Here is a 22,526-nt window from a genome sequence, read left to right as displayed (position 1 = left end):
TCATGCCAGGCGGGCGGCGGGGTGCGATTCGAGCCAGAGGTCGAGCATCATCAGGATCCAGACGAAATCGCCGTAATAGGCTGCGTGGCCCTCGCGGTGCAGTCGGATCAACTCGTCGATGAAGTCGTCGCGGAGGAAATTGCGGCCCTTCAGTCGCAGCAGGCTGTCGTATGCCAGCTCCCGCAGCGGCGCGTGCTCCTGCATCCAGACGCCGAACGGCAGGCCGAAGCCGTGTTTTTTCTTGTCGATGATGGCGTCGGGCAGGAAACCGGTAAACGCCTCCTTGTAGAAGTGGCGCAGGCGGCCCTTCTTTAGTTTGAGGTCCGACGGCACGCGGCAGGAGAACTCGACCAGTTCGTCGTCCAGCATCGGGAAGGCGACATCGACGCCGGCCAGCTGGCACATCCCGGTCACCTTGCGCAGGTCGTTGTCGGCCAGGGTTTGCTGCCAGTCCAGGTACATCATGCGATTGAGGGACGACGCCGATTGGGGCTGCGCGTAGATCCCGCGCATCAGCTCCCAGGGGGCCTCGCGGTCCACGGCCGCGAGGAACTCGGGTGCGAACATCGTCTCCGGCGCCAGGCGGTGCAGGTAATTGTAGGTCTGCAGTCGATCCGGCAGCGGGATACGCGCCTGTTCCACGTAGCTGCGGGCCTTGCCGGCCAGCGGCAGGCCGCGCGGCAGGCGGGTGAACAGCGGATCCAGCAGGTGGTGGCGTAGCGGCGCGGGGATCCGGCCCCAGTGTTCGAATACGCCCTGCTTGGCGTAGCGCGCATTCCCCGCGAACAGCTCGTCGCCACCATCCCCGGCCAGTAGCCGGGTGATGCCGGCGTCGGCCGCCATGCGGGCGCAGAAATAGGCCGGCAGGGCCGACGAATTACCGAAGGGCTCGTCGTAGCTGCCGGCGATCCGGGGCACGGCGTCGACCACGTCCTCCGGCGTCACGTAGTACTCGTGCGCCTGGGTCCCGAAGTGCCGCGAGGCGATGCGCGCGTACTCCATCTCGTCGTATCCGGGCGCATCAAAGCCGATGCTGAAGCTGTCGGCCCCGGGGTGCATGCCGGCGAGCATCCCGGCCACCGTCGAGCTGTCCAGGCCGCCGCTCAGAAAGGCGCCGGGGCGGGGGGAGTCCGCACGTCGTTCCACCGCTGCTTGCGCGTGTTCGTGCAGGGCATCTTCCAGGGCCTCGGGCGTGGCCGCACTGTCTTCCTCGAAGCGCGGGCGCCAGTAGCGGGACACCTCGGCCCGGTCGCCGTTGTGGGTCAGGCGGTGGGCGCCCGGCAGTTTCTCCAGCCCGGAGAACAGGCTGACCGGGGCCGGAAGCATGTGGAAGAAACAGTAGTGGTAGAGCCCCTCGCGGGTCACCTCGGTGGCAACCGCCGGGTGTGCGGCCACGCATCCGGCACTGGTGCCGAAGGCCACGCCGCCATCCAGGTGCGCAAAGTGAAGCGGTGTCTGGCCCAGGCGGTCGATGCCGGCCACCAGGCGACCGTGCCCGGCATCCACGATGGCCAGTGCATAGTCGCCGCCAACCTGCTCGAAGAGGCCGACGCCGTGCTGCCGCCAGGCCTCCAGCAGGGCCTGCGCGGGGTCGTGCTCTCGCGCCCGTCGGGCCAGGGCAGGGTCCCGCCATTGCGGATGGCCAGTGATGGCGGCAATGACGTCGGCCTCCTGCGCGATCCAGCCGCCCCGGACCCGGCAGCCGCCCAGGCGGTTCGTGCATTGGGCGTCCGGCGCCCCGGAGAGCCCCGGGAGCGCCTGTCCCTGGGCCTCAAGGGCGCCGGCCGGTGATGCGGCATTCACCGCGAACCATCCACAAAGTCCCGCCATCCGTCCGCCTGTTGCCTGGTCGGGCCAGGGAAACGTTGATTGATGTATGCGTTCGCGCTCGAGTCGTTGTTGCTTGCTGACAAGGCGCGGGATGCGCGGGGCGAGGCCGCGCGCACTGCTCGCGAGCACGAATCCATGCCGTGCTGGACCTCATTCTACGTGCGGGTCCGGGTGTGCGAGGTGGTCCGAGGCCCAGGGGCTTAACGTGCCGATCACGCAGGGGGCGCGGTCTGCCGGCGCCGATCTGGACAGCCCGTGCAGATGCGGTAACCTGCCGGACAATCCCGCATCCCGGCCGGGCAGGGATACCCGACCTTCAGGAACCCGTCATATGTCGACCCTCGATCACACCAAGAACCTGCTGGACAGTGCCCTGAGTCTGAACGGGAGAGCGCAGCACTTCGACCGCAACACCACGCTGTTGGGTGGCGTACCGGAGCTGGACTCGATGGCGGTCGTTTCGCTGATCACCTCGATCGAGAGCCATTTCGACATCGTGATCGATGATGACGATGTCAGCGCCGAGACCTTCGAGACGCTCGGCACTCTGGTCGATTTCATCGACTCCAAGCTCGACAGCTAGGCGCGCGGCATGGAAGCCGGGTTCCTGGAGGGCAAGGCCGGGCCGGTATTCCATGTGCTCCATCTTCCGGATGGTCCCTCCATCCGGGGTGCTGTGCTGTTTGTCCCGCCCCTGGCCGAGGAGCTCAACAAGTCCCGTCGCATGGTGAGCCTGCAGGCGCGCCGCCTGGCGCAGGCGGGCTACGCCGTGTTGATCCCGGACCTCTACGGGTGCGGCGACAGCGGCGGTGACTTTGGCGACGCGGACTGGGATCTCTGGCTGGACGACCTGGCACGCTGCAGCGAACACCTCGAGGCGCGCTGCCCGGCGCCGTTCATGGTCTGGGGGCTGCGGGCGGGCTGCCTGCTTGCGGGGGATTTCCTGGCCGCGCGCACGCAATCGGCGACGGCCGCGGTCTACTGGGCCCCAGTCACGAATGGCGAACAGCACCTGACCCAGTTCCTGCGCCTGCGCATGGCCGCCGGGCTGATGGGTGGGCAAAAGGAAGGTACCGCCCAGCTGCGCTCGCAACTGGATGCCGGCGAGTCGCTGGAAGTCGCCGGGTATACCCTGGCGCCCAAGCTGGCCGCGCGCCTGGCGGCGGCCCGTCTGCGCCCGCCGCACGCGGAGGCGATCGAGTGGTTCGAAGTGGCCGCGCAGGACACCGCACCGCTGCCGCCGGCGAGCGAACGCCTGATCGAGCGCTGGCGCGAGGAGGGCGCCGCGGTTACCGCGACGGTCGTTGGTGGCGATGCCTTCTGGTCGACTCAGGACATCGTCGAGGTGCCCCAGTTGCTGGACGCGACCCTGCGCCGGCTAGGCAGTGTTTCCCTAGAGACCATCGCATGACCGAACACGCCGTGATCTTCCGGGTTGGGCAGGAAGAACTGCTGGGCATTGTGCATCCCGGAGCAGATGGCGCCCGGCGCGGGGTCTTGATCGCGGTGGGCGGGCCGCAGTACCGGGTGGGCAGCCACCGCCAGTTCCTGCTTCTGGCCCGGCATTTCGCAGCACAGGGGATACCCGTGTTCCGCTTTGATTTTCGCGGCATGGGCGATTCTTCCGGTGCCCAGCGCGATTACGAAGAGGTCCACGATGATCTGCGGACCGCGATGGATACCTTCTCGGCCGAGGTGCCGGGGATGCACGATGTGGTCATATGGGGCCTGTGTGGCGCGGCCTCCGCGGCGCTGTTCTATGCCTGGCGCGACGGCCGGGTGGCGGGCCTGGTGCTGGCCAACCCCTGGGTCCGCACCGACGAGGGCCTGGCTCGGGCCTACCTGAAGACCTACTACCTCCAGCGCCTGTTCGCGCGCGATTTCTGGTCCGGGGCCCTGAAGGGGCGTTTCAACCCCTGGGCGTCCCTGCGCTCCCTGGGGCGCATGGTCGGTGCTGCGCTCGGTTCCAGGTCCGGGGCCTCCCCTGGCGAGTCCGGCCAAGCAAGTCCCGATATCGGTAATGGCCCGCTGCCGGACCGGATGGCCGAGGGCTGGCGGCGTTTTCAGGGGCCAATCCTGGTGATCCTGAGCGGCGAGGACCTGACGGCCGCCGAGTTTCGCGATGTGGCGACGACTGCGCCGGCATGGAGCGGGCTGCTGCAGGGGTCGCGGGTGACCCTGCGCGAACTGTCCGGTGCCAACCACACCTTTTCCCGCCGTGAGTGGCGCGACCAGGTGGCCATGTGGTCGCATGACTGGCTGCAGAGAGTGCCGGAACGAGGGCGGGAGTGATGTCGTCCATGGAACAAGCCCCGACGAGTAGCAAGTCCCCGGCCGCGCTGGAGGATGGTAACCGCAAGCCACGGGTTTCGGTGATCATGCCGGCCTACAACACGGCCACATATATTGCCGAATCCGTCGACAGTGTTCTGGATCAGGACTACCCCAGCATCGAATTGATCGTGGTGGATGACGGCTCGACCGACGGGACGATCGACATCCTGCGCGGGTATGGCGACCGCCTGACGCTGCTGACCCAGCAGAACCAGGGGGCGGCCGTGGCCCGCAATGCCGGTATCGCGAAGGCGGGCGGTGACTATATCGCCTTTATCGATTCCGATGACGTCTGGTTGCCGGGCAAGCTTACTGCCCAGGTGCTGTATATGGAGCAGCACCCGGAGATCGGTTTCGTGCATACGGACTTTCTTTCATGGAAGCCGGATGCCGACGGGCAGTTCGCTTCGGCCCGCACACTGGCTGACCCCCCGGTCCCGGTGACCGAGGCACCGGCTATTGTCGCGGAGGGGTCGGGCTGGGTTTACAACCAGCTATTGATGGAATCCCTGCCGCATACGATCACTGTGATGATGCGACGCGCGCTGGTGGAGCAGGTCGGCAAGTTCGATCCGGAACTCAAGCGCGGCCAGGATTACGACTACTGGATTCGGGCCTCGCGACTGACCGAGTATCGCCAGCTGGACCGGGTGACGGCCCTGTATCGCTTGCACGGACATGGCTGCATTACCAAGTATCCGAATGTGAATTACGAGGTCGAGGTGGTCCGGCGGGCGCTGGACCGCTGGGGTCTGGTGGGCCCCAATGGCGAGGAGACCCCCTGGTCCCAGGTGCGCGAGCGGCTTGGCGAGGCCTGTTTCACCTTCGGGTATCACCATTACTGGGAAGGTGACCCACGCATCGCCCGGCGCGCGTTCTTTCAGGCCCTGCTGCGCAGTCCGGGACGGGTGAAGACTTGGGGATACTTGGGGGCGAGTACCCTGAAGGCCTTGCTCACCCGCAAGGGAGAGGCTGATTAGTGCACGTCTCTGGCCCCTTCAGCGGCGGTTGCGGTATATCGCAACCCGGCCGATTGGCATCTTTCTGAAGCGTTTGGTGCGGTATTCCCGGTAGGCGATCCGTTCCAGGAACGGGGCTTGGTCCAGTAGGCGCCTCTGCGTGGGGTTCTGATAGACGATCAGTACGTCCAGCGGCTCGGCCTGCAAGGCCCTTTCGAGATTCGCCAGCACCCGCTCCATGATCGCTGCCTTGAAGGGGTTGAAGAGGTAGATCAGCAGGTCGCCCGGCGGAAGATCGAATGCTCCGGCATCGTCGCGGATGGTTTCGATCGCGTGCATGCGGCGTTCGGGGTGTCGATAGATCCGGGCGTTCTCGGCAGCGATTGCGTCCAGACGAGGGTTGTATTCGACCCCGATGATCCGCCGGAACGGATGATGTGCCGCGAGCAGCAGTGCCTTGCCCTTGCCCGAGCCCAGGTCAATGAACGCGTAGTGCTCGGGGGCGATATCCAGGGACCGGATAATCCGGTGAAACAGACGCGGCGGAGCGCCCTCGTAGCCCTCGTGTTCCCGTGGCAGACCCGCGTCGTCCTCGGCCTGAAAGCCGGTATTGGTACCGTGTTTGCGGTCGAAATCCGTCAGCTGGAACAGGATGTTCCGCGGGATGAGTGTCAGGGTGCGCCACCAGCCATTCTTGCGCAGGGAGGCGCGCAGCCGAACAAGCGTATCCATCATGTCGTTCTCGTGGTTGCAGGGCTGGAAGGTGGAGGGCTGTTCACGCTTCGGCGGTCTCCAGTCCTGTCACAAGTATCTTGCGATCGACCTTGCCATTGGCGTTGAGCGGCAGGCTGTCCAGCGAGTGGATGGTTCGCGGGACCATCACCGCGGGCAGTCTCTGGCGGAGCCGGTCGCGTATGGCCGATTCGTCCATATCTTCCGCGACCACGAATGCCACGATCGCCGAGGCGCCGCATTCCGTTCGCGGCCATCCAACGGCCACTGCCTGGTCCGTGCCGGCGGCTTCGCGCAGTGCGGCCTCCACCTCGCCGAGCTCGATCCGCACCCCGCCAATCTTGATCTGGTGATCCAGGCGCCCGAGAAAGATGATCGGTTGGCCTGGGGCCGGACGGCGCACCAGATCCCCGGTGCGGTAGTGCACGCGACCATCGTCCAGGTGCACAAAGGCCTTCGCCGTGCGCTCGGGGTCTTTCCAGTACCCGGGTGTCACCTGCGGGCCGCTGATCAGCAGTTCGCCCTCGGCCCCGACCGGTACCTCCTGCAGGGTCTCGTTCGCCACGCGCAGTCCGACCTGGTTGCCCGGATAGCCGATCGGCACCATGCCGTGCTCGCATTCCGCCGGCGATCGCTCCCCGTCCCAGCGGTAGTAGCAGGCATCCACGGTGCATTCGGTGGGCCCGTAGGCATTGTCGACAATGGCATTGGGGGCGGCGGCCACCATCGCCTCGGCCAGCTCCGCTGACAGGGCCTCCCCGCCAAAGCGGCACAGGCGCAGATCCGGGAACCGTCCCGGCGCCCAGCCGTTGCGGCGATTCATCCCGTGCCCGGCCGAGGGGGTGATGTCGATTACCGTGAGCGCCTTGTCCGCGATGTAGCGGTTGGGGTTGAACCACTCCCGGGCGGAGGGGCAGCACAGGCAGGCACCAAAGGCCCACGACACGTACAGGTCGAACATCGAGGAATCGAAGGTGATGTCGTAGAACTGCGAAAAACGGTCCGTCTCGCTAATGCCGAAGTCCCGATACCGCTCCTGCGACATCTCCACAAAGCGCGCTGCATTGCGCTGCAGAACGCCCACGCCCTTGGGTATGCCCGTGCTGCCGGAGGTGAAGAACAGGCAGGCCAGATCATCCGGGGATACGGTCGCCGGCGCCCAATCCGCGGGCCGAGGGGAATCGCCGATTACCCGGAAGGCGTGCCGGGGCCAGCGCGTTTGCAGGTCCTCCAGCCGCTGTGCATCGGGTAGCAGGATCGTGAGTGGCCGGGAGAATGCTCCCAGTATTTCATCGAGCCGCTCCAGACCCTGGCGATCAACCAGCAGCGCTGACAGGTCGGCCTGGTCGGCCATGGCCACCGTGCGTTCGGCGGGAAACCCCGGGTTCAGTGGAACCAGCGTGTGGCCGGCCATCAGGGTCCCCAGGATCCCGCGGTACATCGCGAGCGAGCGCTGGGCGAGCACACCGGTCCGGCCGGGCGCGTGTCCGGTCAAGCTCTGTTGCAGCACGTGCGCGATATCCGCGCCGGCCGCGAACAGCTCGTTGTAGCTCAGGACGCCACCCTCGACATCCAGCGCGGGGCGTTCCGGGAAGCACTCGACCGAGCGCAGGAAGCCGGTGAGCAAACCCTTCGTTAGCTTGGCGTTTGGCATGGCTGCAGTCCTCGTTATCCTCCAGAACCCTTTGTCGCTGCGGCATTCGGGATCTTCCGGCCGGTCCGGACGGGCGATCAGCCCGGCCAACCGTGCGATCGCACGTCCACGGTGCCTTCAGCGAAGCATCCGCGATCGCCCCATCTCGTACAATCCAAACGAGATACAGGCCGCAAGGCTTGGCTAACGGCCGCCTGATGGCGGTCGACTACAGGGCCCGTTCGAAGGCCCCTCGTACGAAGGATCCCCGGTCGGCGAAACCATGCTGCAAACCCTGCGCAAGCTGAATGCCCTGCTCGACCCCCGCGATCGCGGCAAGGTCGGCCTGCTGGTGCTCCTGATGATCGCCACGGCCTTCATGCAGACTGCGGGCATCGCCTCGGTCATGCCGTTTCTGGCGGTTCTCTCCGACCCGAATATGGTCCACGACAACGAGGTGCTTCGCGTTGCCTATGAATGGATAGGCTTCGAGTCGACCAATCGTTTCCTGTATTTCCTGGGCCTTGCGGCCTTCGTCGTGTTCATAACCGGTACGGCGCTGCAGGCGCTCAACCAGTGGGCCATTACGCGGTTTACCCACATGCAGCAGTACGAGCTCTCCCGGCGCCTGATGGGGGACTACCTCCGTCGCCCGTTCACGTTCTTCCTCAACCGCAATTCAGGCGACCTGGCCAAGACCGTTCTGCAGGAGACCACCCAGGCGATTAATGGCGCCCTGATGCCGGTTCTCCGGTTGGCCAGCCAAGGACTGCTGGCGATCTTCATCATTGCATTGCTGATCGTGGTTCAGCCCTGGCTGGCCCTGACCGTCGCGTTCGCTCTGGGTAGCATCTACGGAGCTATCTACTTTCTCGCGCGCACGTGGCTGAACCGCATCGGGAAGGATCGCGTTGAGGCGAACCGCGAGCGCTTTACCGCAGCGGCGGAGGCCTTTGCCGGTGCCAAGGAGATACGTCTACTTGGCCGCGAGCGCGATTACCTGGAGCGTTACCGCGATCCTTCAAAACGTTTTGCAAGCCACCAGGCCAACGCGATCTTGCTGAAGGAGATCCCCCAGTACGCTATCGAGGCGATTGCCTTTGGTGGTGTTCTCCTGTTGGTGCTTTTCCTGATGGCCGGTGATGGCGGGCTTGCCAAGGCACTGCCGTTGATCGGTCTCTACGCGTTGGCGGGCCGTCAACTGATACCGGCGTTCCAGAAGATATTTCAGCAGTTTGCGTCGCTGCGCTTCAATGTTGCCGCGGTGGACAACATTCTGCAGGATCTCGGCCATCCAACCCGGGACGAACTCCCAGCTGAGAGCGATAATGAGCTTGCGCCATTGGCGCCCCAGTCGGCCCTGACGGCAACGGATCTTGCCTACACCTACCCCGGCCACGATCAACCCGCCATCCGCGATGTTTCACTGGCAATCCAGGCCAGGACGACCGTCGGATTCATTGGTTCGTCCGGTGCCGGAAAAAGCACTCTGCTTGACCTGCTTCTGGGACTTCTCGAGCCGGACCAAGGTGAGATTCGGATCGACAACGAGCCCCTTGCGCGAGGCAATGTTCGCAACTGGCAACAAGCAATCGGGTACGTTCCGCAGCACATATTCCTTGCGGACCAGAGTGTGGCAGCCAACGTCGCCTTGGGTGTTCCCCAGGCCCGAATCGATCATGAGGCGGTGGAAAGGGCTGCGCGTCAGGCGAATTTGCATGATTTTGTTACCCGGGAGCTCCCCCTTGGCTACAACACGATCGTGGGCGAGCGAGGTACTCGGCTTTCCGGCGGTCAGCGCCAGCGTATTGGCATCGCCCGGGCCCTTTACCGCGACCCCGAAGTGCTCTTCTTCGACGAGGCGACCAGTGCCCTGGACAATGCCACCGAGCGCGCCGTCATGGACGCGATTCATAAACTCGCGGGCGAGAAGACAATCATCCTTGTCGCTCACCGACTGACCACCGTTGCGCCCTGTGACCGTATATTCATCCTCGAACAGGGGACGGTCACCGATGCGGGGACCTGGGACGAGCTTTCGGCGCGCAGTGGGTCGTTCAAATTGCTCGCGGCCGGCGGGATTCAGTGACCCGACCCGGCTGTACGATCGGTGGGTATGGGCATCCACCGGGATTGTCCCACTGCGTTGTTGCGGGGATACTCTGACCTTTCGATGTCGCACGCGATCTACTACGCGGTATCGGCGGGTGCGCCGGTTCTGGCAATGCCTGGATCCGTGGTTCCAGAGGTGGTTTGGAGCGAGAGGGTGGTGCGGCGTTTAACGACGAGTTGAGCGGTCCGGATCAGGTACTGGCGCAATTGCACCTCCTGGACCGCACCACAATCCAGGGGTTTTTATCCAGGCGAACCGGTGCGCGTGCTGCCGAAGCCCTGCTTGATGCGGTAGACGATATTGCGGGCGTGCGGTGATGCCCGCTGCTTGCCATGGTGGCATTTCCTGCACTGTATCGCGCCGGTTAGACGCTGTGCTTCACTTCCGGAGGGGAGCAAGCGTTTCGGCTGGACAAGACCGAGTGTGTGGACTCCGTGCAGATAGATAAGTCTCAACGGCCTTAAGAGGCGCGGTGTTTTCCGGAGAGCCCTTCCCAGAAGCTTCGATGCTGTATGCGCCGTAGAAAAGGGATCCTCCAGCCCATGCCCTGCTCGATCGCGTATTTGCACGGCGCACAGCGGCCGCAGGGTTTCCCTGTTTTGGGCTGGTGACAGAACCACGTCTGTTCCATGATCGGACGAAAGCCCTGTTCGTCGGCGATCCGAATCATGTCGGTTTTCGACAGATCCATGATCGGGAAGCGGAACGGCTCAAAAAGTTTCAATAGAGCTTCTTCGAACTCCGTGTCGCCGGAACCAGCGAGCTCTCCATCCCAGACGTAGGGCCCGAGGGTTTTTTCAAGCCGGCCTCCGCCCTGGATACCCAGCTCCAGGGGGAGGCCAAGACTTCGAGCATACCGGGTAAGCCATGGGTATTGAGTGCCGATGTCTTTCTGACTGTAAACGGTGTTGAAGGCCTGCCGAATGTCATTTGGAATGGGGTTTCCCCGCGCCGACGTGTACTTTGTGGGGAGCAGACGGCAGGATGCCCCGCTCCACAGCTCCTCGACCGTGGTCCGGATCGCCGACATGGCTCGGATTTCTTCACCGGTAGACTGTCGTGTTTCGTCCACCAGATAGTGCGGCTGGAGGGTGTCCTTGGACGTGGCCAGAATCTGGCAAACCCGGAAGGTGCTGTCGAAACCTCCGGTCCAGAGGACGTGACGTGTCAGCTGTGTCATATGTCATGCCACTTGATGGAGGTGGATTGACCAAGCCGCTCAGGCGTAGCGTTGCACAAGATTCAGCATGTACTGCCTGCAATTCCATAGTACCCGGGCTTCCAGCGCCTTGCGGCGCCGTAATCGTGGAAACGTTTCGGCGCCGTTAGCGAGCCGTAGAAGGAAATAGCGTGCGGCCACAAGATCGAAGAGCGGGTTGTCCCTGCGGCTGACCGATCGGCCTTCCAGAAAGGCATCTTGCAGTTGGCCCAGAGCACCCGCGACATTCAGGTGCTCCCATTTGGAACATTCCAGCTCGACCCAGAAGGAACAAATATCGATCAGTGGCGACTCCGGTCCGGCATTGCCGAAATCGAGCACCTGCACTCGACCATCCTCGATCCAGATGTTGTGTGACTTGTAGTCCCCGTGGGACAGCACGGTGGCGGACTGGCCGGTTTGTTGCTGGGAGGCAACTTCCTGCGCCACGCGCTCGAACTTCGAGGGGTAGTCGGCGGGGAGCCAGTGGACCCTGTGGCTCAGAATTCGGACGAACTGAGCCTCGCAGAATTCCAGCAGGGTGTCGGCATCGAACGTAGTCCGGTCGCCGTTGGGAAGCGCGTGGAGTTCGCGCAACCAGGCTCCCACGTGGGCCGCAGGCTCCCTCAGCTTAAGCAGGGCGGTCGGGTTCCAGACGGAAATGTGTCGGGCAATCAGGTGTCGGAGCGGCTGTCCCGGGAGAGCGCCCATGGCCAGGACATCGTGATCGGGGTAATACCCGATTGGATCCGGGGTGCTGCGTCCGCTCTGGAAGGTGGCCGCACTCAGCCGGAGGAGCGTCGTGTATTCCTTGCGAAGCTTCTCGGCTCGAACGGCCGCTGCCATGCCGTTGGCCCACCGCGGGAGGGTCTTCAGGTACACCAAAATGGGGCCTTGCGTGCCCAGATAATGGAGGCGGAAGATCCGCGAATACGGGTAGTCCTCGACCCATAAACGGTGAAGTCGAGGGGGGGAGGAGCAGCCCTGGTTTTGTTGAACGTCGCGAGTGAGTTGTTCGCGAAACTTGGCGGGTAACGCTGCCCGATCGATCAGCTTCATGCGCTTCCCACGGCTGGGTGTTTTGCAGGTCCCGGGGCCCGAGTCAGGCGCCGGGGGCGCGATGTTCGTTCGGGATTACGCCTCTCCGAAGTGCCGCTTGGTTTGCGCATTACGCCTCCCGCCGGAGAGGCTGCTGACTGTTAAAGATCTCGATGTGCTCCCGGATTCGGCTCAACCGGTTGTTCAGTACTGAATCGGAGCCGAGTCGAAAGTCCTGGCTCCGAGACAGGCGGGCAAGCTGCTGCCGGAACGTGACGGCCTTGAGTCGAGCTGCCGCCTTCCCGACGATAGAGGGAGCGGTTTTGGACCAGATCACCGGGAGGCTGCGGAACCGGATCGAGGTGTCGATAGAGGCTGCCCAGTCGTCCCATTTCGACAGCAACATCTCCCGATTGGTCGTGACCGGTAACCAGGGGACCCGCAATGCCTCTGCCGCAATGGCCCCGTGCATGGCAGAGCAGACGAGTCGGCGGGACCGCGCGATCTGGTCGAGGACGCTTTCGCAGGGTGCTTCCGGGTGGATGAAATGAACGCCGGCCTGTTCGCATAGATCCTTCATGTGCTCGGAGTACAGGCCGTGGTGGGGCATGAAAGCGCATTCGATATCCTTGGGAGAATTCAGGTCGTGCGTGTCGTGAACGAGTATGCCCGGGTCGGAAATGGCGAGTTCGGGGTCCAGGCCGAGGGTCTTGGCGGTCAAGGGGCCGCGCACGAAGTGCACCCGCCAGCGATTGATCGCGTCGGGCTGTACCCGGCCATACCCAGCGCCACTGCCAAAGATATGCAATATGCCTTTGGGTGGCAGGCGTTCATTGAGCAAGGTCCCGATGCCCACAAACACTTCGTCGGAGCCTGGCTGCGTCTCCAGCGGCGCTTGAATGAAACGTGGCCAAAGGTAGTCGTTCAGGGCATCCCCAAAGTTGGGACGTTTGCGATAGCTATAGAGATACATCTCGGGCTCCAGCACAATCCAGGGGAACGTTCCCCGAATGTTGGGGTTGCATGAAAGGACTGTAAGCGCCATAAGGCAGCTGTTCGGTCCCCGTCGTGGAGAAATCGACTTGTCCGTGAGCCCTGCGAAGATTGCCGTGGTCATACCGTATTTCCAGCGCAAGCGGGGGCTTCTGCGTCAGTGCGTGCGCTCGGTCCTGGAAAACGCCGAGGGCCTCGAAATAGAGGTTCTGGTGGTCGACGACGGGTCGCCACTTCCAGCCGAGGAGGAGATCGGCGATTTCCTGGAGGATTGTCCTGTCGAGGTCATTCACCAGGAGAATGCGGGGCCTGCGGCCGCCCGAAATATGGGCCTCGAGCATGTTGCTCCGGGCACCCGCTATGTCGCCTTTCTGGATTCCGATGACGAATGGATTGGGCCCTTTCTGGAAGATGCCGTCCGAGCACTTGATCAAGGGTTCGATCTCTTTGTGGGAAACAGCCGACGAACCGGAATCCCGACATCGCGGTTCCAGTGGTCCGATGCTCGGAGCGACAACATCCGCCCCGAGGAGCACCACCTGGTGGATCCGGCACACGACCTGTACGAATACGTTGGGGATTTCTTCGACCTTCTGGTTCGGCGAAGCAATATCATTGGCCCCACGACCATGGCGTACCGACTCGACCGGTTTCCCGAGGTCCGTTTCCGCGAGAGTCTTTTTCAGGGCGAGGACCGGTTGTTCAAACTGACCCTGGGGCAATCGCTCGGACGCGTGGCATTTTCGCCCCGCATTTATGCCGAAGAAGGCGAGGGCGTTAACATCTTTGACAAGTCGGGGTGGAAGACGGAAGGCTATCTTCGCCTGACATCCAACTACATTTCGCTCTCCCGGATGGTTCTTGAAGAGATCCGTCTCGATCCGAAACAGCGGGCATTTGTGCGGGGGCAACTGGCGGACTCGCGGCGTGCTTTTGTCGCGGCAGTCTTGCACCAGCTGAGGCACCGAAAACCCCTTGACTGGTCGCAGGTGAGGGCGACGCTGCGCCGCGATCCTGCAGGGGCCGCGCTGTTCTTGCCGAACACCCTTCGCCTGGCCACCAGGCGTCTTGGAGGAGGGAGGCGCCGGCCAGCAGGGTAGGCGATGTTGGCGGGCTAGCATGGCGAACCCGTGATATCCCGGGGCCGAGTGGGCCATTCGAGTATCAGTTCGGACGTGTAAGTGCCTTTCGGGATTGTTTCGGGGTTTTGGCAAAGTCCCCTGCCACCAGCGATGGCGGAGGGCAAGGGTGCCTCGTGCCAGTCGCCCGGTGAGCGATCGGGTGTGGCTCCATTCAATTCTTGCTGAAAGCAACGCTTCGCCAGTCGCACGTCGGTGACTGCGTGCCCGCCTGGGTTAAGGAGGGTGACCGGACGCTGTCCGTCGTGCTCGAGTTCCAGCCGTTGAATGAGGCAGGGCCTCTTCAGGGAAATGATCAGAGTGAGGGTGCCCGCGACTTCCCGGGATGGATGTCTCTGAAGGGCTGCCCGCCGCCCCATCGCGCCATCAAGCAGTCGCCAGTCCAGTGCTGCCAAGGCCCTGGCCGGGAAGCTTGTGCCGGCAAGGCGAAGCAAGGGGCGCGGGTGTCCTGATAGCGTTATTTGCAGGCTTTCTTCCGAGGCCTGGCTTTCGCAGTGCTCGAAGTCGGTGAGTCCGAAAAGCCGGTCATCGATTAGGAACACGGGCGTCCAGCCGGCCAGAGCGGGAGCGTCCAGCAGGGCTTGTGCGGGTATTCGGACTGGCGCGGGACACAGCACTTGGCCCTCCCAGGTCATGTGCAGTGGTACGCCACCGGCATAGCGCAGCTCCACGGCGTCGCGACTGAAGCCCTGGGGGGGCTGCCCGTGCGTCGAGACCAGGGCAAAGGCGGCAGACGCACTCCCAGCCCGGAGGAGCTCGAGCCCCGTACGGGCTGGCTGTGTGGATCCGAACGCCTCGAGGTGGACGGCATGCTCGCGCTCGGGGCGGCGCGCGCGCCCGCGCGCCCATGCGACTACGGCAGCGGCCCAGGCGTTGTAGACCGACAGGTGCATGTAGGGGTCCCAGCCGGTGCCCGAGAGGGTGGTGTCGGCGGGGTTCAGTGCCAGGAAGCCATCGGGCCGGATCTGGCCGGACCAGCGCCCCAGAAGGCCTCTCAGCATCCGGCCGGGTGCGGTGTCCTGGTGTGCGTCACTCCCGGCCCCGAGCAGGAGCAGGCTCGCCACCAGGCAGGCGTCGCCGAACAGCGCGTGGCTGCTCCGGCCGAGGCCGCCGGCATGACCGTAGCCATCCCACCCGTACAGGCTCCATCGCAACAGGCGCTCGATAGTGGGTTGCCATGCCTCCGGTTCGCCAAGCTCCGCGGCCATGACCGCCACGAACAACGCCTTGTGGTGATAAGCCGCGGGTGTCGCCCCGCGCGCTGGCGTACCCGCTCGGGCCGGGTAATCAACGAACGCGCCGGAAGGGGTTGTCCAGCAGTCAAGGAGCCCGCGCAGGCGCGCATGTGCCCGGGATCCGGCTTTCCCGTTGGCCTCCTGCAGTTCGCATAGCCGGGCGAGAAGGGTCCAGTTGTTGGATGGGTAGAGGCGCGCCAGTTTGCACTCTTGCGCCGATCCTCGGATTTGCGTCACCTCGCTTGCAGGTGCACCGGACCGCTCGAGGTGTCCCGCGAGCAGGTTCAGCAGGAAGCGGTTGAACGGGGCGTGCCCGATCTGTTGCGCGGGCACGGTCTCCCACGCCTCCAAGGGGTACCGCCATGTCCGTGAGTCGGGGCCATCCAGGATGGCAAGCGCCAGGGCTGCGCCGGTTTGGCCGTAGTGATCCGCGGGTGTAGGGGCTTCATCCACTGGATCGTACAAGCCAACGCCGGGCCGAGTGTGGGCGCGTAGCGCGGCGGCGAGCGTGTCGAGACACAGGCCCAACCCGGGTGCCGCCGCGTCGGAGGGGAGAATGATCGGTGTAGCCCTCATCAGGTCGGCATCCGCAACCGAGTCAGCCCCTGGACGACGATGGCCCCATCAGGGTGCCGGACATCACCGTGTCCTTGTCTGCGCGGACCGGTTCCGGTTCGGGACCGGCGGGCGGTTCCGGCTGCGTGGGCCGATTGGGTGCCGGGGCCGTGGCCGCTTGTGGGGCCTGTTCCAGTTCCCTGCGCATGATGACGGCCAGGGCGACAAAGGCGTACAGGAGGTTGAAGTAGGCAACATCGAGGAAAATGCCGGATATCAGGTAGCCAACCAGCCCCACCTGTAGCGCCCAGGCGTATTCCGACAGCCAGACCTCTCCGGTTCTCTGGCGTGCTGTTCGCCGGATACGGTTTAGGGTGTGAAAGGTGAAGGCGATCAGGAGCAGGAATACCGCCAGACCGCCGAATCCGTGTTGGCCCAATATGCCGAAGTACACGCTGTGGGGCGACAACACGTGGCGCCACCGGCCTTCGAAGTTCGCATAACCGATCCACCAGTCATAGCCCAGGGCAGCGTTGCGGAATCCCATGCCGGTTAGAGGCCGTTCCATGGCCATGTTCCAGGCCACGCCCCAGGACTGGATCCGCTGCATGGCGGACTGGTCTTCCTCGTAGGTCTCGATGGTCTGCCATCGCTCGACGAGGGGCTCGGGTGCTGTCACGCCGACGACCGCGACCAGGAAGAATCCAACGAGCACCATCAGCCACTTCTTCTGCATGTGCCAGAAGAGCAGGGGCACGATCGCGAGCAGGCCGACGAACGCCCCGCGCGAGTGGGTGGCGAGGATCGCGATTGCGGTGAGCCAGAAAACCCCGTAGAGGAACCATCCGATCGGGCGAGAGAAGCGGCTTAGGAGCTCGAAGCCAAGGTCGGCTGACCAGCGCTGGTGGAACATCCGGGCCGAGGCCAGGATGAGCGGGAGGACCATGAGCATGGCCAGGCCGATATACGTATTGCCGGACAGATATGATCCGGTGGGGCCGAGGACCATGTGGGCGCCGCCTGTCTGGATAGCGAAGATGCCGCCCTTGAATCCGTAGAAGGCGAGCGAGGCGGTGATCACCAGCAGCAGCCAGACAATGCGGCGCTCGCCGTAGATCAGCAGGGGCGTGATGAAGGTGATCAGCAGGATCTTCATGAAGTGGAACCAGAAGTCCCAGGCCCCGCTGGAGTTCACCGCAAAGTGGCTGGTCATGGCGAAATAGGCGGCTAGCACGAACAGCATCACCGTCTCGCGTGTGAACGGAAACGGCTTGCGATCCTTTGCCAGGAACAGTGCGATCAGGGTCGCCCCGCCGAAGTAGGTGGCGAGGGGCGCGCCGCGCATGAAGGTCCAGGTGTGCCACTGGGGCGCAAAGAGCCCGACCCAGAACCAGGCCAGGATTCCGATCCACGCGTAGCGCACGATCAGGGGCACGAGCACGACGACGATCAGGGCGAGCAGGTAATCACGCATGCAGTTCGAACCTCGCGCCGCTGTGGCCGGGACGGACGGAAAAGGGATGGCTCATGGCGCGTCTTTTCGGATGTTACACGCGGCGAGAGGCATTTAAGGCCGGGCCGACGAACGGACTACTAACGCTGCGGCCGGGTCGCGGCCAGCGGTGCAAAGTGCGTGGGGTATGATCGATCCGTCAGCCTCCGAGACCCCTTGGCGCCGAATGTCCTTTCTCCTGCACGATTCCGTATTGATGCAAGCCGAGCGCTCGGCGGCCGTGCCGGCCCTGCGCCATCGGGGTGCCGTCGAGGACTACGCGACGCTGGCGGCCAGTATCGAGCGCGCCGCGTCGCGCCTTATGGGGGGCGGCCTGGAGTGTCAGGAACGGGTGGCGGTCTACCTCGACAAGCGGCCGGAGACGGTGCACGCCCTGTTCGGTGCGGCTCGCGCCGGCGGTGTCTTCGTTCCGGTCAACCCGCTACTCAAGGCGGAACAGGTGGCGCACATCCTGCGCGACTGCAACGTACGCATCCTGGTGACCTCCGCGGACCGCCTGGCGGCACTGCGTGCGGCACTCGCCGGGTGCCCCGACCTGCACACGGTGCTAGTGGTGGGGCAGGAGCCGAGCCAGGACTCGGGTCAGGACTCGGGCGATGCCGGGGGCGGGCATGTGCGAGTGGACGCCTGGGATGCCGAGCCGGATCGCGATGGTTTGAGCGGGCACCGGGTGATCGATACCGACATGGCCGCGATCCTCTACACCTCCGGGAGTACCGGACGCCCCAAGGGGGTTGTGCTTTCGCACCGCAATATGGTCGCGGGCGCGCAGAGCGTGTCGACCTACCTGGACAACCGGCCGGAGGACCGCATCCTAGCGGTGCTCCCCTTCAGTTTTGACTATGGCCTGAGTCAGCTGACCACCGCCTTCCGGATCGGGGCCGAGGCCGTGTTGCTGAATTACCTGCTGCCGCGCGACGTGATCCGGGCCGTGGAGCGCGACGGCATCACCGGCCTTGCGGCCGTCCCGCCTCTGTGGATCCAGCTCGCCCGCCTGGAATGGCCGGAAGCGGCACGCGCCTCCCTGCGTTATATCACCAACTCCGGCGGTGCGATGCCGAAGGAGACACTCGCGGCCCTGCGTGAACAACTTCCTCGCACCGATTGCTACCTGATGTACGGATTGACCGAGGCATTTCGTTCTACCTATCTCCCGCCGGCCGAGCTGGACAAGCGCCCCGGTTCCATGGGCCGGGCGATCCCCAATGCGGAGATCCAGGTGGTCCGCGAGGACGGCAGCCCCTGCGCCCCCGGCGAGCCGGGCGAGCTGGTTCACCGGGGTGCGTTGGTCGCCATGGGGTACTGGAACGATCCGGAACGCACGGCGGAGCGTTTCCGCCCCGCGCCGGGCCAACCGCCCGGTGTGCCCCTGACCGAGATGGCGGTGTGGTCCGGCGATACGGTACGCATGGATGCGGATGGGTTCCTCTATTTCGTCGGGCGCCGTGACGAGATGATCAAGACTTCCGGGTACCGCGTGAGCCCCAACGAGGTGGAAGAAGCGGTCTATGCCACAGGGCTGGTGGCGGAGGCCGCCGCGCTGGGGGTGGAACACCCGGGCCTGGGGCAAGCGATCGTGCTGGTGGCCCTGCCGCAGGCCCCGGGGCTGCGGGCGGATGACCTGATCGACGCGCTGCGCCCCCATTTGCCGGGCTTCATGCTGCCGGCGCATGTCGGTTTGTGCACCGAGCCACTGCCGCGCAACGCCAACGGCAAGATCGACCGCAAGGCGCTTGCCAGCGAGTTTGGCGACCTGTTCCGGGAAGGGGTTCCGGCGTGAACGATACCCGCCCCGACCACAGCCCGATGGACCAGTTCAATGTCGTGGACGACTGCCTGCAAATCGGTGGCCAGTCGCTCGTGGATCTGGCCGCACGCGTCGGGCAGACCCCCTTTTATGCCTATGCCCGGGAGGCGATGACTCGCCGGGTCGCGCAGCTGCGCCGCAGCCTGCCGGAGGGCCTCTCGCTGCATTACGCGATCAAGGCCAACCCGATGCCGGCGGTCGTACAACACATGGCCGGGCAGGTGGACGGGCTCGACGTGGCCTCGCAGCGCGAGATGCAGGTGGCGCTCGATACCGGGACCCGTCCGGATGACATCAGCTTTGCCGGACCGGGCAAGTCGGTGCCGGAGCTGGAGGCCGCCGTCGCGGCCGGGATCACCATCAACCTGGAATCTCCCACCGAACTCGAGCGGGTCGGCGCGATTGCCGCGCGTACCGGGTATCAGGCCCGTGTCGCGGTCCGGGTGAACCCCGATTTCGAGCTGAAGAGCTCCGGCATGCGCATGAGTGGCGGCCCCAAGGCCTTCGGGATCGATGCCGAACGGGTTCCCGACCTGCTGGCCCGCATTGGCGAACTCGGGCTGCATTTTCGCGGTTTCCATATCTTCTCCGGCTCGCAGAACCTGCGACCAGAGACCTTGGTCGAGGCGCAGGGGCAGACGTTCGAGCTTGCCCTGCGTCTGGCCGAGTCCGCCCCGGGGCCGGTCGAGATGCTGAACATCGGCGGCGGCTTCGGTATCCCCTATTTCCCGGGCGACAAACCGCTGGATCTCGGGCCGGTCGCGGAGCACCTGGAAGGCCGTCTGCCTGCGGTGCGGGATGCGCTCCCGGATGCAGAGATCATTCTCGAACTGGGGCGTTACCTGGTGGGCGAAGCGGGCATTTACGTGGCCGAGGTTCTGGATCGCAAGGAGTCGCGCGGTCAGGTGTTCCTGGTCACCAATGGCGGCTTGCATCACCACCTGGCCGCTTCCGGCAACTTTGGCCAGGTGATCCGCAAGAACTATCCAGTGGTGGTGGGCAACCGGGTGCGCGGTACCGAGCGCGAGGTCGTGAATGTGGTGGGCCCGCTGTGCACGCCGCTGGACGTGCTGGCCCAGCAGATGGAGCTGCCGCGCGCCGACGTTGGCGACCTGATCGTGGTCTTCCAGTCGGGCGCCTATGGCTACACCGCGAGCCCCACACGCTTCCTTAGTCACCCTGGCCCCGTAGAAGTACTTGTTTGATGTTTGTTTTTAAATGCAAATCGATTGGTTGGTGGCTTGTCTGGGGTTGGATGTTTTTATTAGCCAAGGGTTTGCAGGTGCGGGTTATCGAAAATTGCAAACATGTTACATCTAATATTTGGGCCGAGGCCTTCTTTGGGTCGCTGTCGATCGGTTTTGATGCCAGCGCGAAATCCAAGTCCGGCGAGGTGTAGAAGCCATGCGAATCCGTCTCTCATCTCTGAACACCATAGGTCTGGCTAGCGGAGAGGATGATGGCCGTCTTCGGTCTGGGCGTTTGTGGGTTCAGGAAATATTTAACCGCATCCGAAAGCCAACTGATGCGCCCATGATATTTGTTCTGGGAACCGGTCGTTCGGGTACGCATTGGATTGCCTGGATTTTGGAGGATCATCCAGAAATAGAAACGTTGATCGAAAAGCCACCCATATTCAATTGGGTGGTGGAGATGGCTCTGAACAAATCGTCAGAAGAGGTATTGTTCCCCAGGCTTGTTTCGAGGTACCGGGCAGAGCGCTCTCTGGCCGGACGACTATACCTTCTCGACAAGAGCCACCCGAATATCTGGGTTGCCGATCTCTTGCAAAAGGAGCTCCCGAAGGCGCGTTTCCTTGGTGTTCGCCGGGATGTGTACGGCACAGTTTCCAGCATGTTGCAGCACAAAGGCGTGCGGAAATGGGTCGAGCAATGGGAGGAATTTCCAGTCCCTAATCGTTTCCTGGGTGTCACTGAGGAAAACAAGGATCGCTACCGGGAAATGAGCCTGGCCGGCCGATGTGCCCTGAGGTGGCTTGCGCACGAACGGCGACTCGATCGACTTGAGCAGGAGCTTGGGGAGCGGATGTATCAAGTGGATTATCTCCGGTTGCACAATGAAACCGATGTGGTTCTGGATGAGCTGAAGGACTTTCTGGGTCTTTCCTGTCCGATCAAGAGGCCTTCTATAAAGCAAGGATCTCTAGATAAGTGGCGTTCTTTACTAACCGACTCTGACGTGCACGATATCGACCATGTTTTGGCCTCTGAGTAGTTATCCGTTCATGGGTGCAGAAAAACGATCGGGCCTATTGCTTCAAGCGATATAATAAGGCTAGCGGGTCTTGCTTTATGTGTTGATTGCGTGCCGCTGTATACGTGGTATGGATCGGTTGTAAACCTTGCTGAGGATTATTTTTCTCGGCGTTTTTCTCCGCTCCTGACATTGGGTCTCAGCGTAAAATGGTGTATGCAGACGATGACAGATAGTCGCTCGAAGGAGGGTGGGGGTGATTGTGCAGAGGCCACGGAGTTGCCACTGGAAAGGCAAGCGGTTTATCTGCCTTTCCGCTTCGGGTATCGCACCCTGGCGGAGCCGGTGCGCACGATGCAGGTGCTGCAGCTCCCGTTTACCCGGATTCGTGCCGAGCATGCCGAAGAGATCCTGGCGGCCGCACCGGACGAGGACTGCCTGATCCGCTCCATGCCGGTGGAGGCGCCCCTGCCCCGCGTCTCGCGGTTTCGTGGGCGGTTGCGCTTCGTGCCCCGACAATACCAGCGCCACTTCATTGATCTGGCTACCGGGTGGGACGCGTATCAGGGGCGGTTCACCGCCAAGACCCGCGCGAGCATGCGCCGCAAGGTGCGCAAGCTGGCGGAGGCCTCCGGCGGCGCGGTGGACTGGCGGCAGTACGACACGCCGGATGGGATACAGGAGTTTCATGGCCTTGCCCGCGAGGTGTCCGCCCGGACCTATCAGGAGCGCTTGCTGGATGCCGGTCTGCCCGGAGGCAAGGCGTTCGTCGAGCAACTGGTGGAACGAGCCCGTGAGGGTCGGGTACGGGGCTATCTGCTGTTTCTGCAGGGGCAGCCCATTGCCTATCTGTACTGTCCGATCGACGACGGGATTCTGCGTTACGCATTCCTCGGCTACTTGCAGGAGCATGCCGACCTGTCCCCCGGCACGGTCCTGCAGTGGCTGGTGCTGGAGGCGCTGTTCCACGAGGAGCGCTTTGCCCTGTTCGACTTCAGCCCGGGGGAAGGCGCGCACAAGTCGCTGTTCGGGAAGGACTCCCGCTATTGCGCCGACGTGTACCTGTTGCGCCCGTCCTGGCGCAACCGCGCCCTGGTGTACTCACATCTGGCGGTAACGGACCTTTCGCGTCTGGCCAGTGATGTACTGAGCCGCTTGCGGCTCAAGGGCCGGGCCAAGCGTCACGCCCGGGCGGCCTCGACAGACTGAGGCGGGATTGCTCGTGCGCCGATC

Annotated in this window: 18 protein-coding genes; 10 read left to right on the top strand and 8 right to left on the bottom strand. The window is 63.8% G+C overall.

The genetic code is table 11. The features are described 5' to 3' along the window. Entirely contained in the window at positions 1-1,830 is a 1,830-nt protein-coding gene (locus G333_RS0103130; protein ID WP_038037892.1) for an asparagine synthase, read from the bottom strand. A gap of 331 nt (positions 1,831-2,161) precedes the next feature. Here G333_RS0103130 and G333_RS0103120 point away from each other — a divergent pair, with 331 nt between their 5' ends. From G333_RS0103120 to G333_RS0103105, 4 genes are read left to right on the top strand one after another with little or no spacing between them, the layout of a single operon-like run. Continuing rightward, complete coding sequence (locus G333_RS0103120) at positions 2,162-2,413, top strand: phosphopantetheine-binding protein (RefSeq protein ID WP_019627644.1); 252 nt, start codon at positions 2,162-2,164, stop codon at positions 2,411-2,413. A gap of 9 nt (positions 2,414-2,422) precedes the next feature. Continuing rightward, entirely contained in the window at positions 2,423-3,241 is an 819-nt protein-coding gene (locus G333_RS0103115) for a hydrolase 2, exosortase A system-associated (protein WP_019627643.1), read from the top strand. After that, positions 3,238-4,122 (top strand): hydrolase 1, exosortase A system-associated, encoded by an 885-nt coding sequence (locus G333_RS0103110; protein ID WP_019627642.1) that lies wholly within the window; start codon positions 3,238-3,240, stop codon positions 4,120-4,122. The genes G333_RS0103115 and G333_RS0103110 overlap by 4 nt, the downstream gene beginning before the upstream one ends. Next, complete coding sequence (locus tag G333_RS0103105; protein WP_019627641.1) at positions 4,122-5,144, top strand: glycosyltransferase; 1,023 nt, start codon at positions 4,122-4,124, stop codon at positions 5,142-5,144. Before G333_RS0103110 ends, G333_RS0103105 begins: the two co-directional genes overlap by 1 nt. Positions 5,145-5,162: 18 nt before the next feature. Here the strand turns inward: G333_RS0103105 and G333_RS0103100 are convergent, their stop codons facing one another. Continuing rightward, a complete protein-coding gene (locus tag G333_RS0103100) occupies positions 5,163-5,858 on the bottom strand; it encodes a class I SAM-dependent methyltransferase (RefSeq protein WP_019627640.1) in 696 nt (231 codons plus the stop codon). Positions 5,859-5,898: 40 nt separating this feature from the next. Further along, positions 5,899-7,509: an amino acid adenylation domain-containing protein gene (locus tag G333_RS0103095; protein WP_019627639.1), complete on the bottom strand. Its 1,611-nt coding sequence runs from the start codon at positions 7,507-7,509 to the stop codon at positions 5,899-5,901. Between the two features lie 262 nt (positions 7,510-7,771). On the opposite strand from G333_RS0103095, the gene G333_RS0103090 reads away from it, so the two are divergent. Next, positions 7,772-9,577 (top strand): ABC transporter ATP-binding protein, encoded by a 1,806-nt coding sequence (locus G333_RS0103090; RefSeq protein ID WP_019627638.1) that lies wholly within the window; start codon positions 7,772-7,774, stop codon positions 9,575-9,577. A gap of 484 nt (positions 9,578-10,061) precedes the next feature. Here G333_RS0103090 and G333_RS14200 read toward each other — a convergent pair whose 3' ends face one another. The 3 genes from G333_RS14200 to G333_RS0103075 form a co-directional block, all read right to left on the bottom strand. Further along, on the bottom strand, positions 10,062-10,781 hold the full coding sequence (locus G333_RS14200) for a 7-cyano-7-deazaguanine synthase (protein WP_019627637.1): 720 nt from the start codon (positions 10,779-10,781) through the stop codon (positions 10,062-10,064). Positions 10,782-10,820: 39 nt separating this feature from the next. Next, positions 10,821-11,858 (bottom strand): aminoglycoside phosphotransferase family protein, encoded by a 1,038-nt coding sequence (locus G333_RS0103080; RefSeq protein WP_019627636.1) that lies wholly within the window; start codon positions 11,856-11,858, stop codon positions 10,821-10,823. A 109-nt stretch (positions 11,859-11,967) separates the two neighbouring features. Further along, positions 11,968-12,810, bottom strand: a complete 843-nt coding sequence (locus tag G333_RS0103075) for a polysaccharide pyruvyl transferase family protein (protein WP_019627635.1) — start codon at positions 12,808-12,810, stop codon at positions 11,968-11,970. A 109-nt stretch (positions 12,811-12,919) separates the two neighbouring features. Here G333_RS0103075 and G333_RS0103070 point away from each other — a divergent pair, with 109 nt between their 5' ends. Further along, on the top strand, positions 12,920-13,930 hold the full coding sequence (locus tag G333_RS0103070; protein ID WP_026340864.1) for a glycosyltransferase family 2 protein: 1,011 nt from the start codon (positions 12,920-12,922) through the stop codon (positions 13,928-13,930). Between the two features lie 14 nt (positions 13,931-13,944). On the opposite strand, the gene G333_RS0103065 is transcribed toward G333_RS0103070, so the two are convergent. Further along, positions 13,945-15,780: a hypothetical protein gene (locus tag G333_RS0103065; RefSeq protein WP_019627633.1), complete on the bottom strand. Its 1,836-nt coding sequence runs from the start codon at positions 15,778-15,780 to the stop codon at positions 13,945-13,947. A gap of 22 nt (positions 15,781-15,802) precedes the next feature. After that, complete coding sequence (locus G333_RS0103060; RefSeq protein WP_019627632.1) at positions 15,803-17,233, bottom strand: putative O-glycosylation ligase, exosortase A system-associated; 1,431 nt, start codon at positions 17,231-17,233, stop codon at positions 15,803-15,805. A 205-nt stretch (positions 17,234-17,438) separates the two neighbouring features. On the opposite strand from G333_RS0103060, the gene G333_RS0103055 reads away from it, so the two are divergent. The 4 genes from G333_RS0103055 to G333_RS0103040 all read left to right on the top strand — a co-directional run bounded on the left by G333_RS0103055 (position 17,439) and on the right by G333_RS0103040 (position 22,502). After that, the gene (locus G333_RS0103055) at positions 17,439-19,052 is read left to right on the top strand and encodes an acyl-CoA ligase (AMP-forming), exosortase A system-associated (RefSeq protein ID WP_019627631.1); all 1,614 of its coding nucleotides are present in this window, start codon (positions 17,439-17,441) and stop codon (positions 19,050-19,052) included. Next, positions 19,049-20,284, top strand: coding sequence for a pyridoxal-dependent decarboxylase, exosortase A system-associated (locus G333_RS0103050; protein WP_019627630.1), 1,236 nt, complete (start codon positions 19,049-19,051; stop codon positions 20,282-20,284). Before G333_RS0103055 ends, G333_RS0103050 begins: the two co-directional genes overlap by 4 nt. A 328-nt stretch (positions 20,285-20,612) precedes the next feature. Beyond that, positions 20,613-21,314 carry a sulfotransferase gene (locus tag G333_RS14195; RefSeq protein WP_019627629.1) on the top strand — a complete coding sequence of 234 codons (702 nt, stop codon included), beginning with the start codon at positions 20,613-20,615 and terminating at the stop codon, positions 21,312-21,314. 204 nt (positions 21,315-21,518) lie between these two features. Beyond that, a complete protein-coding gene (locus tag G333_RS0103040) occupies positions 21,519-22,502 on the top strand; it encodes a GNAT family N-acetyltransferase (RefSeq protein WP_026340863.1) in 984 nt (327 codons plus the stop codon). The last annotated feature ends 24 nt before the right edge of the window (positions 22,503-22,526 follow it).

Origin of the sequence: Thioalkalivibrio sp. AKL10, from assembly GCF_000381845.1 — a bacterium.
Lineage (GTDB): Bacteria > Pseudomonadota > Gammaproteobacteria > Ectothiorhodospirales > Ectothiorhodospiraceae > Thioalkalivibrio > Thioalkalivibrio versutus.
The sequence above is the reverse complement of the archived record's forward strand: the minus strand, read 5'-3'. Positions and strand labels throughout refer to the sequence as shown.

What these genes read in the sequence shown, in the direction of transcription:
- G333_RS14200 (WP_019627637.1), bottom strand. Translation starts at nt 10,781, where the DNA reads ATGACACAGCTGACACGTCACGTCCTCTGGACCGGAGGTTTCGACAGC.
- G333_RS0103130 (WP_038037892.1), bottom strand. Translation starts at nt 1,830, where the DNA reads ATGGCGGGACTTTGTGGATGGTTCGCGGTGAATGCCGCATCACCGGCC.
- G333_RS14195 (WP_019627629.1), top strand. Translation starts at nt 20,613, where the DNA reads ATGATATTTGTTCTGGGAACCGGTCGTTCGGGTACGCATTGGATTGCC.
- G333_RS0103110 (WP_019627642.1), top strand. Translation starts at nt 3,238, where the DNA reads ATGACCGAACACGCCGTGATCTTCCGGGTTGGGCAGGAAGAACTGCTG.
- G333_RS0103095 (WP_019627639.1), bottom strand. Translation starts at nt 7,509, where the DNA reads ATGCCAAACGCCAAGCTAACGAAGGGTTTGCTCACCGGCTTCCTGCGC.
- G333_RS0103115 (WP_019627643.1), top strand. Translation starts at nt 2,423, where the DNA reads ATGGAAGCCGGGTTCCTGGAGGGCAAGGCCGGGCCGGTATTCCATGTG.
- G333_RS0103080 (WP_019627636.1), bottom strand. Translation starts at nt 11,858, where the DNA reads ATGAAGCTGATCGATCGGGCAGCGTTACCCGCCAAGTTTCGCGAACAA.
- G333_RS0103100 (WP_019627640.1), bottom strand. Translation starts at nt 5,858, where the DNA reads ATGATGGATACGCTTGTTCGGCTGCGCGCCTCCCTGCGCAAGAATGGC.
- G333_RS0103055 (WP_019627631.1), top strand. Translation starts at nt 17,439, where the DNA reads ATGTCCTTTCTCCTGCACGATTCCGTATTGATGCAAGCCGAGCGCTCG.
- G333_RS0103105 (WP_019627641.1), top strand. Translation starts at nt 4,122, where the DNA reads ATGTCGTCCATGGAACAAGCCCCGACGAGTAGCAAGTCCCCGGCCGCG.
- G333_RS0103090 (WP_019627638.1), top strand. Translation starts at nt 7,772, where the DNA reads ATGCTGCAAACCCTGCGCAAGCTGAATGCCCTGCTCGACCCCCGCGAT.
- G333_RS0103075 (WP_019627635.1), bottom strand. Translation starts at nt 12,810, where the DNA reads ATGTATCTCTATAGCTATCGCAAACGTCCCAACTTTGGGGATGCCCTG.
- G333_RS0103120 (WP_019627644.1), top strand. Translation starts at nt 2,162, where the DNA reads ATGTCGACCCTCGATCACACCAAGAACCTGCTGGACAGTGCCCTGAGT.
- G333_RS0103040 (WP_026340863.1), top strand. Translation starts at nt 21,519, where the DNA reads ATGACAGATAGTCGCTCGAAGGAGGGTGGGGGTGATTGTGCAGAGGCC.
- G333_RS0103060 (WP_019627632.1), bottom strand. Translation starts at nt 17,233, where the DNA reads ATGCGTGATTACCTGCTCGCCCTGATCGTCGTCGTGCTCGTGCCCCTG.
- G333_RS0103065 (WP_019627633.1), bottom strand. Translation starts at nt 15,780, where the DNA reads ATGAGGGCTACACCGATCATTCTCCCCTCCGACGCGGCGGCACCCGGG.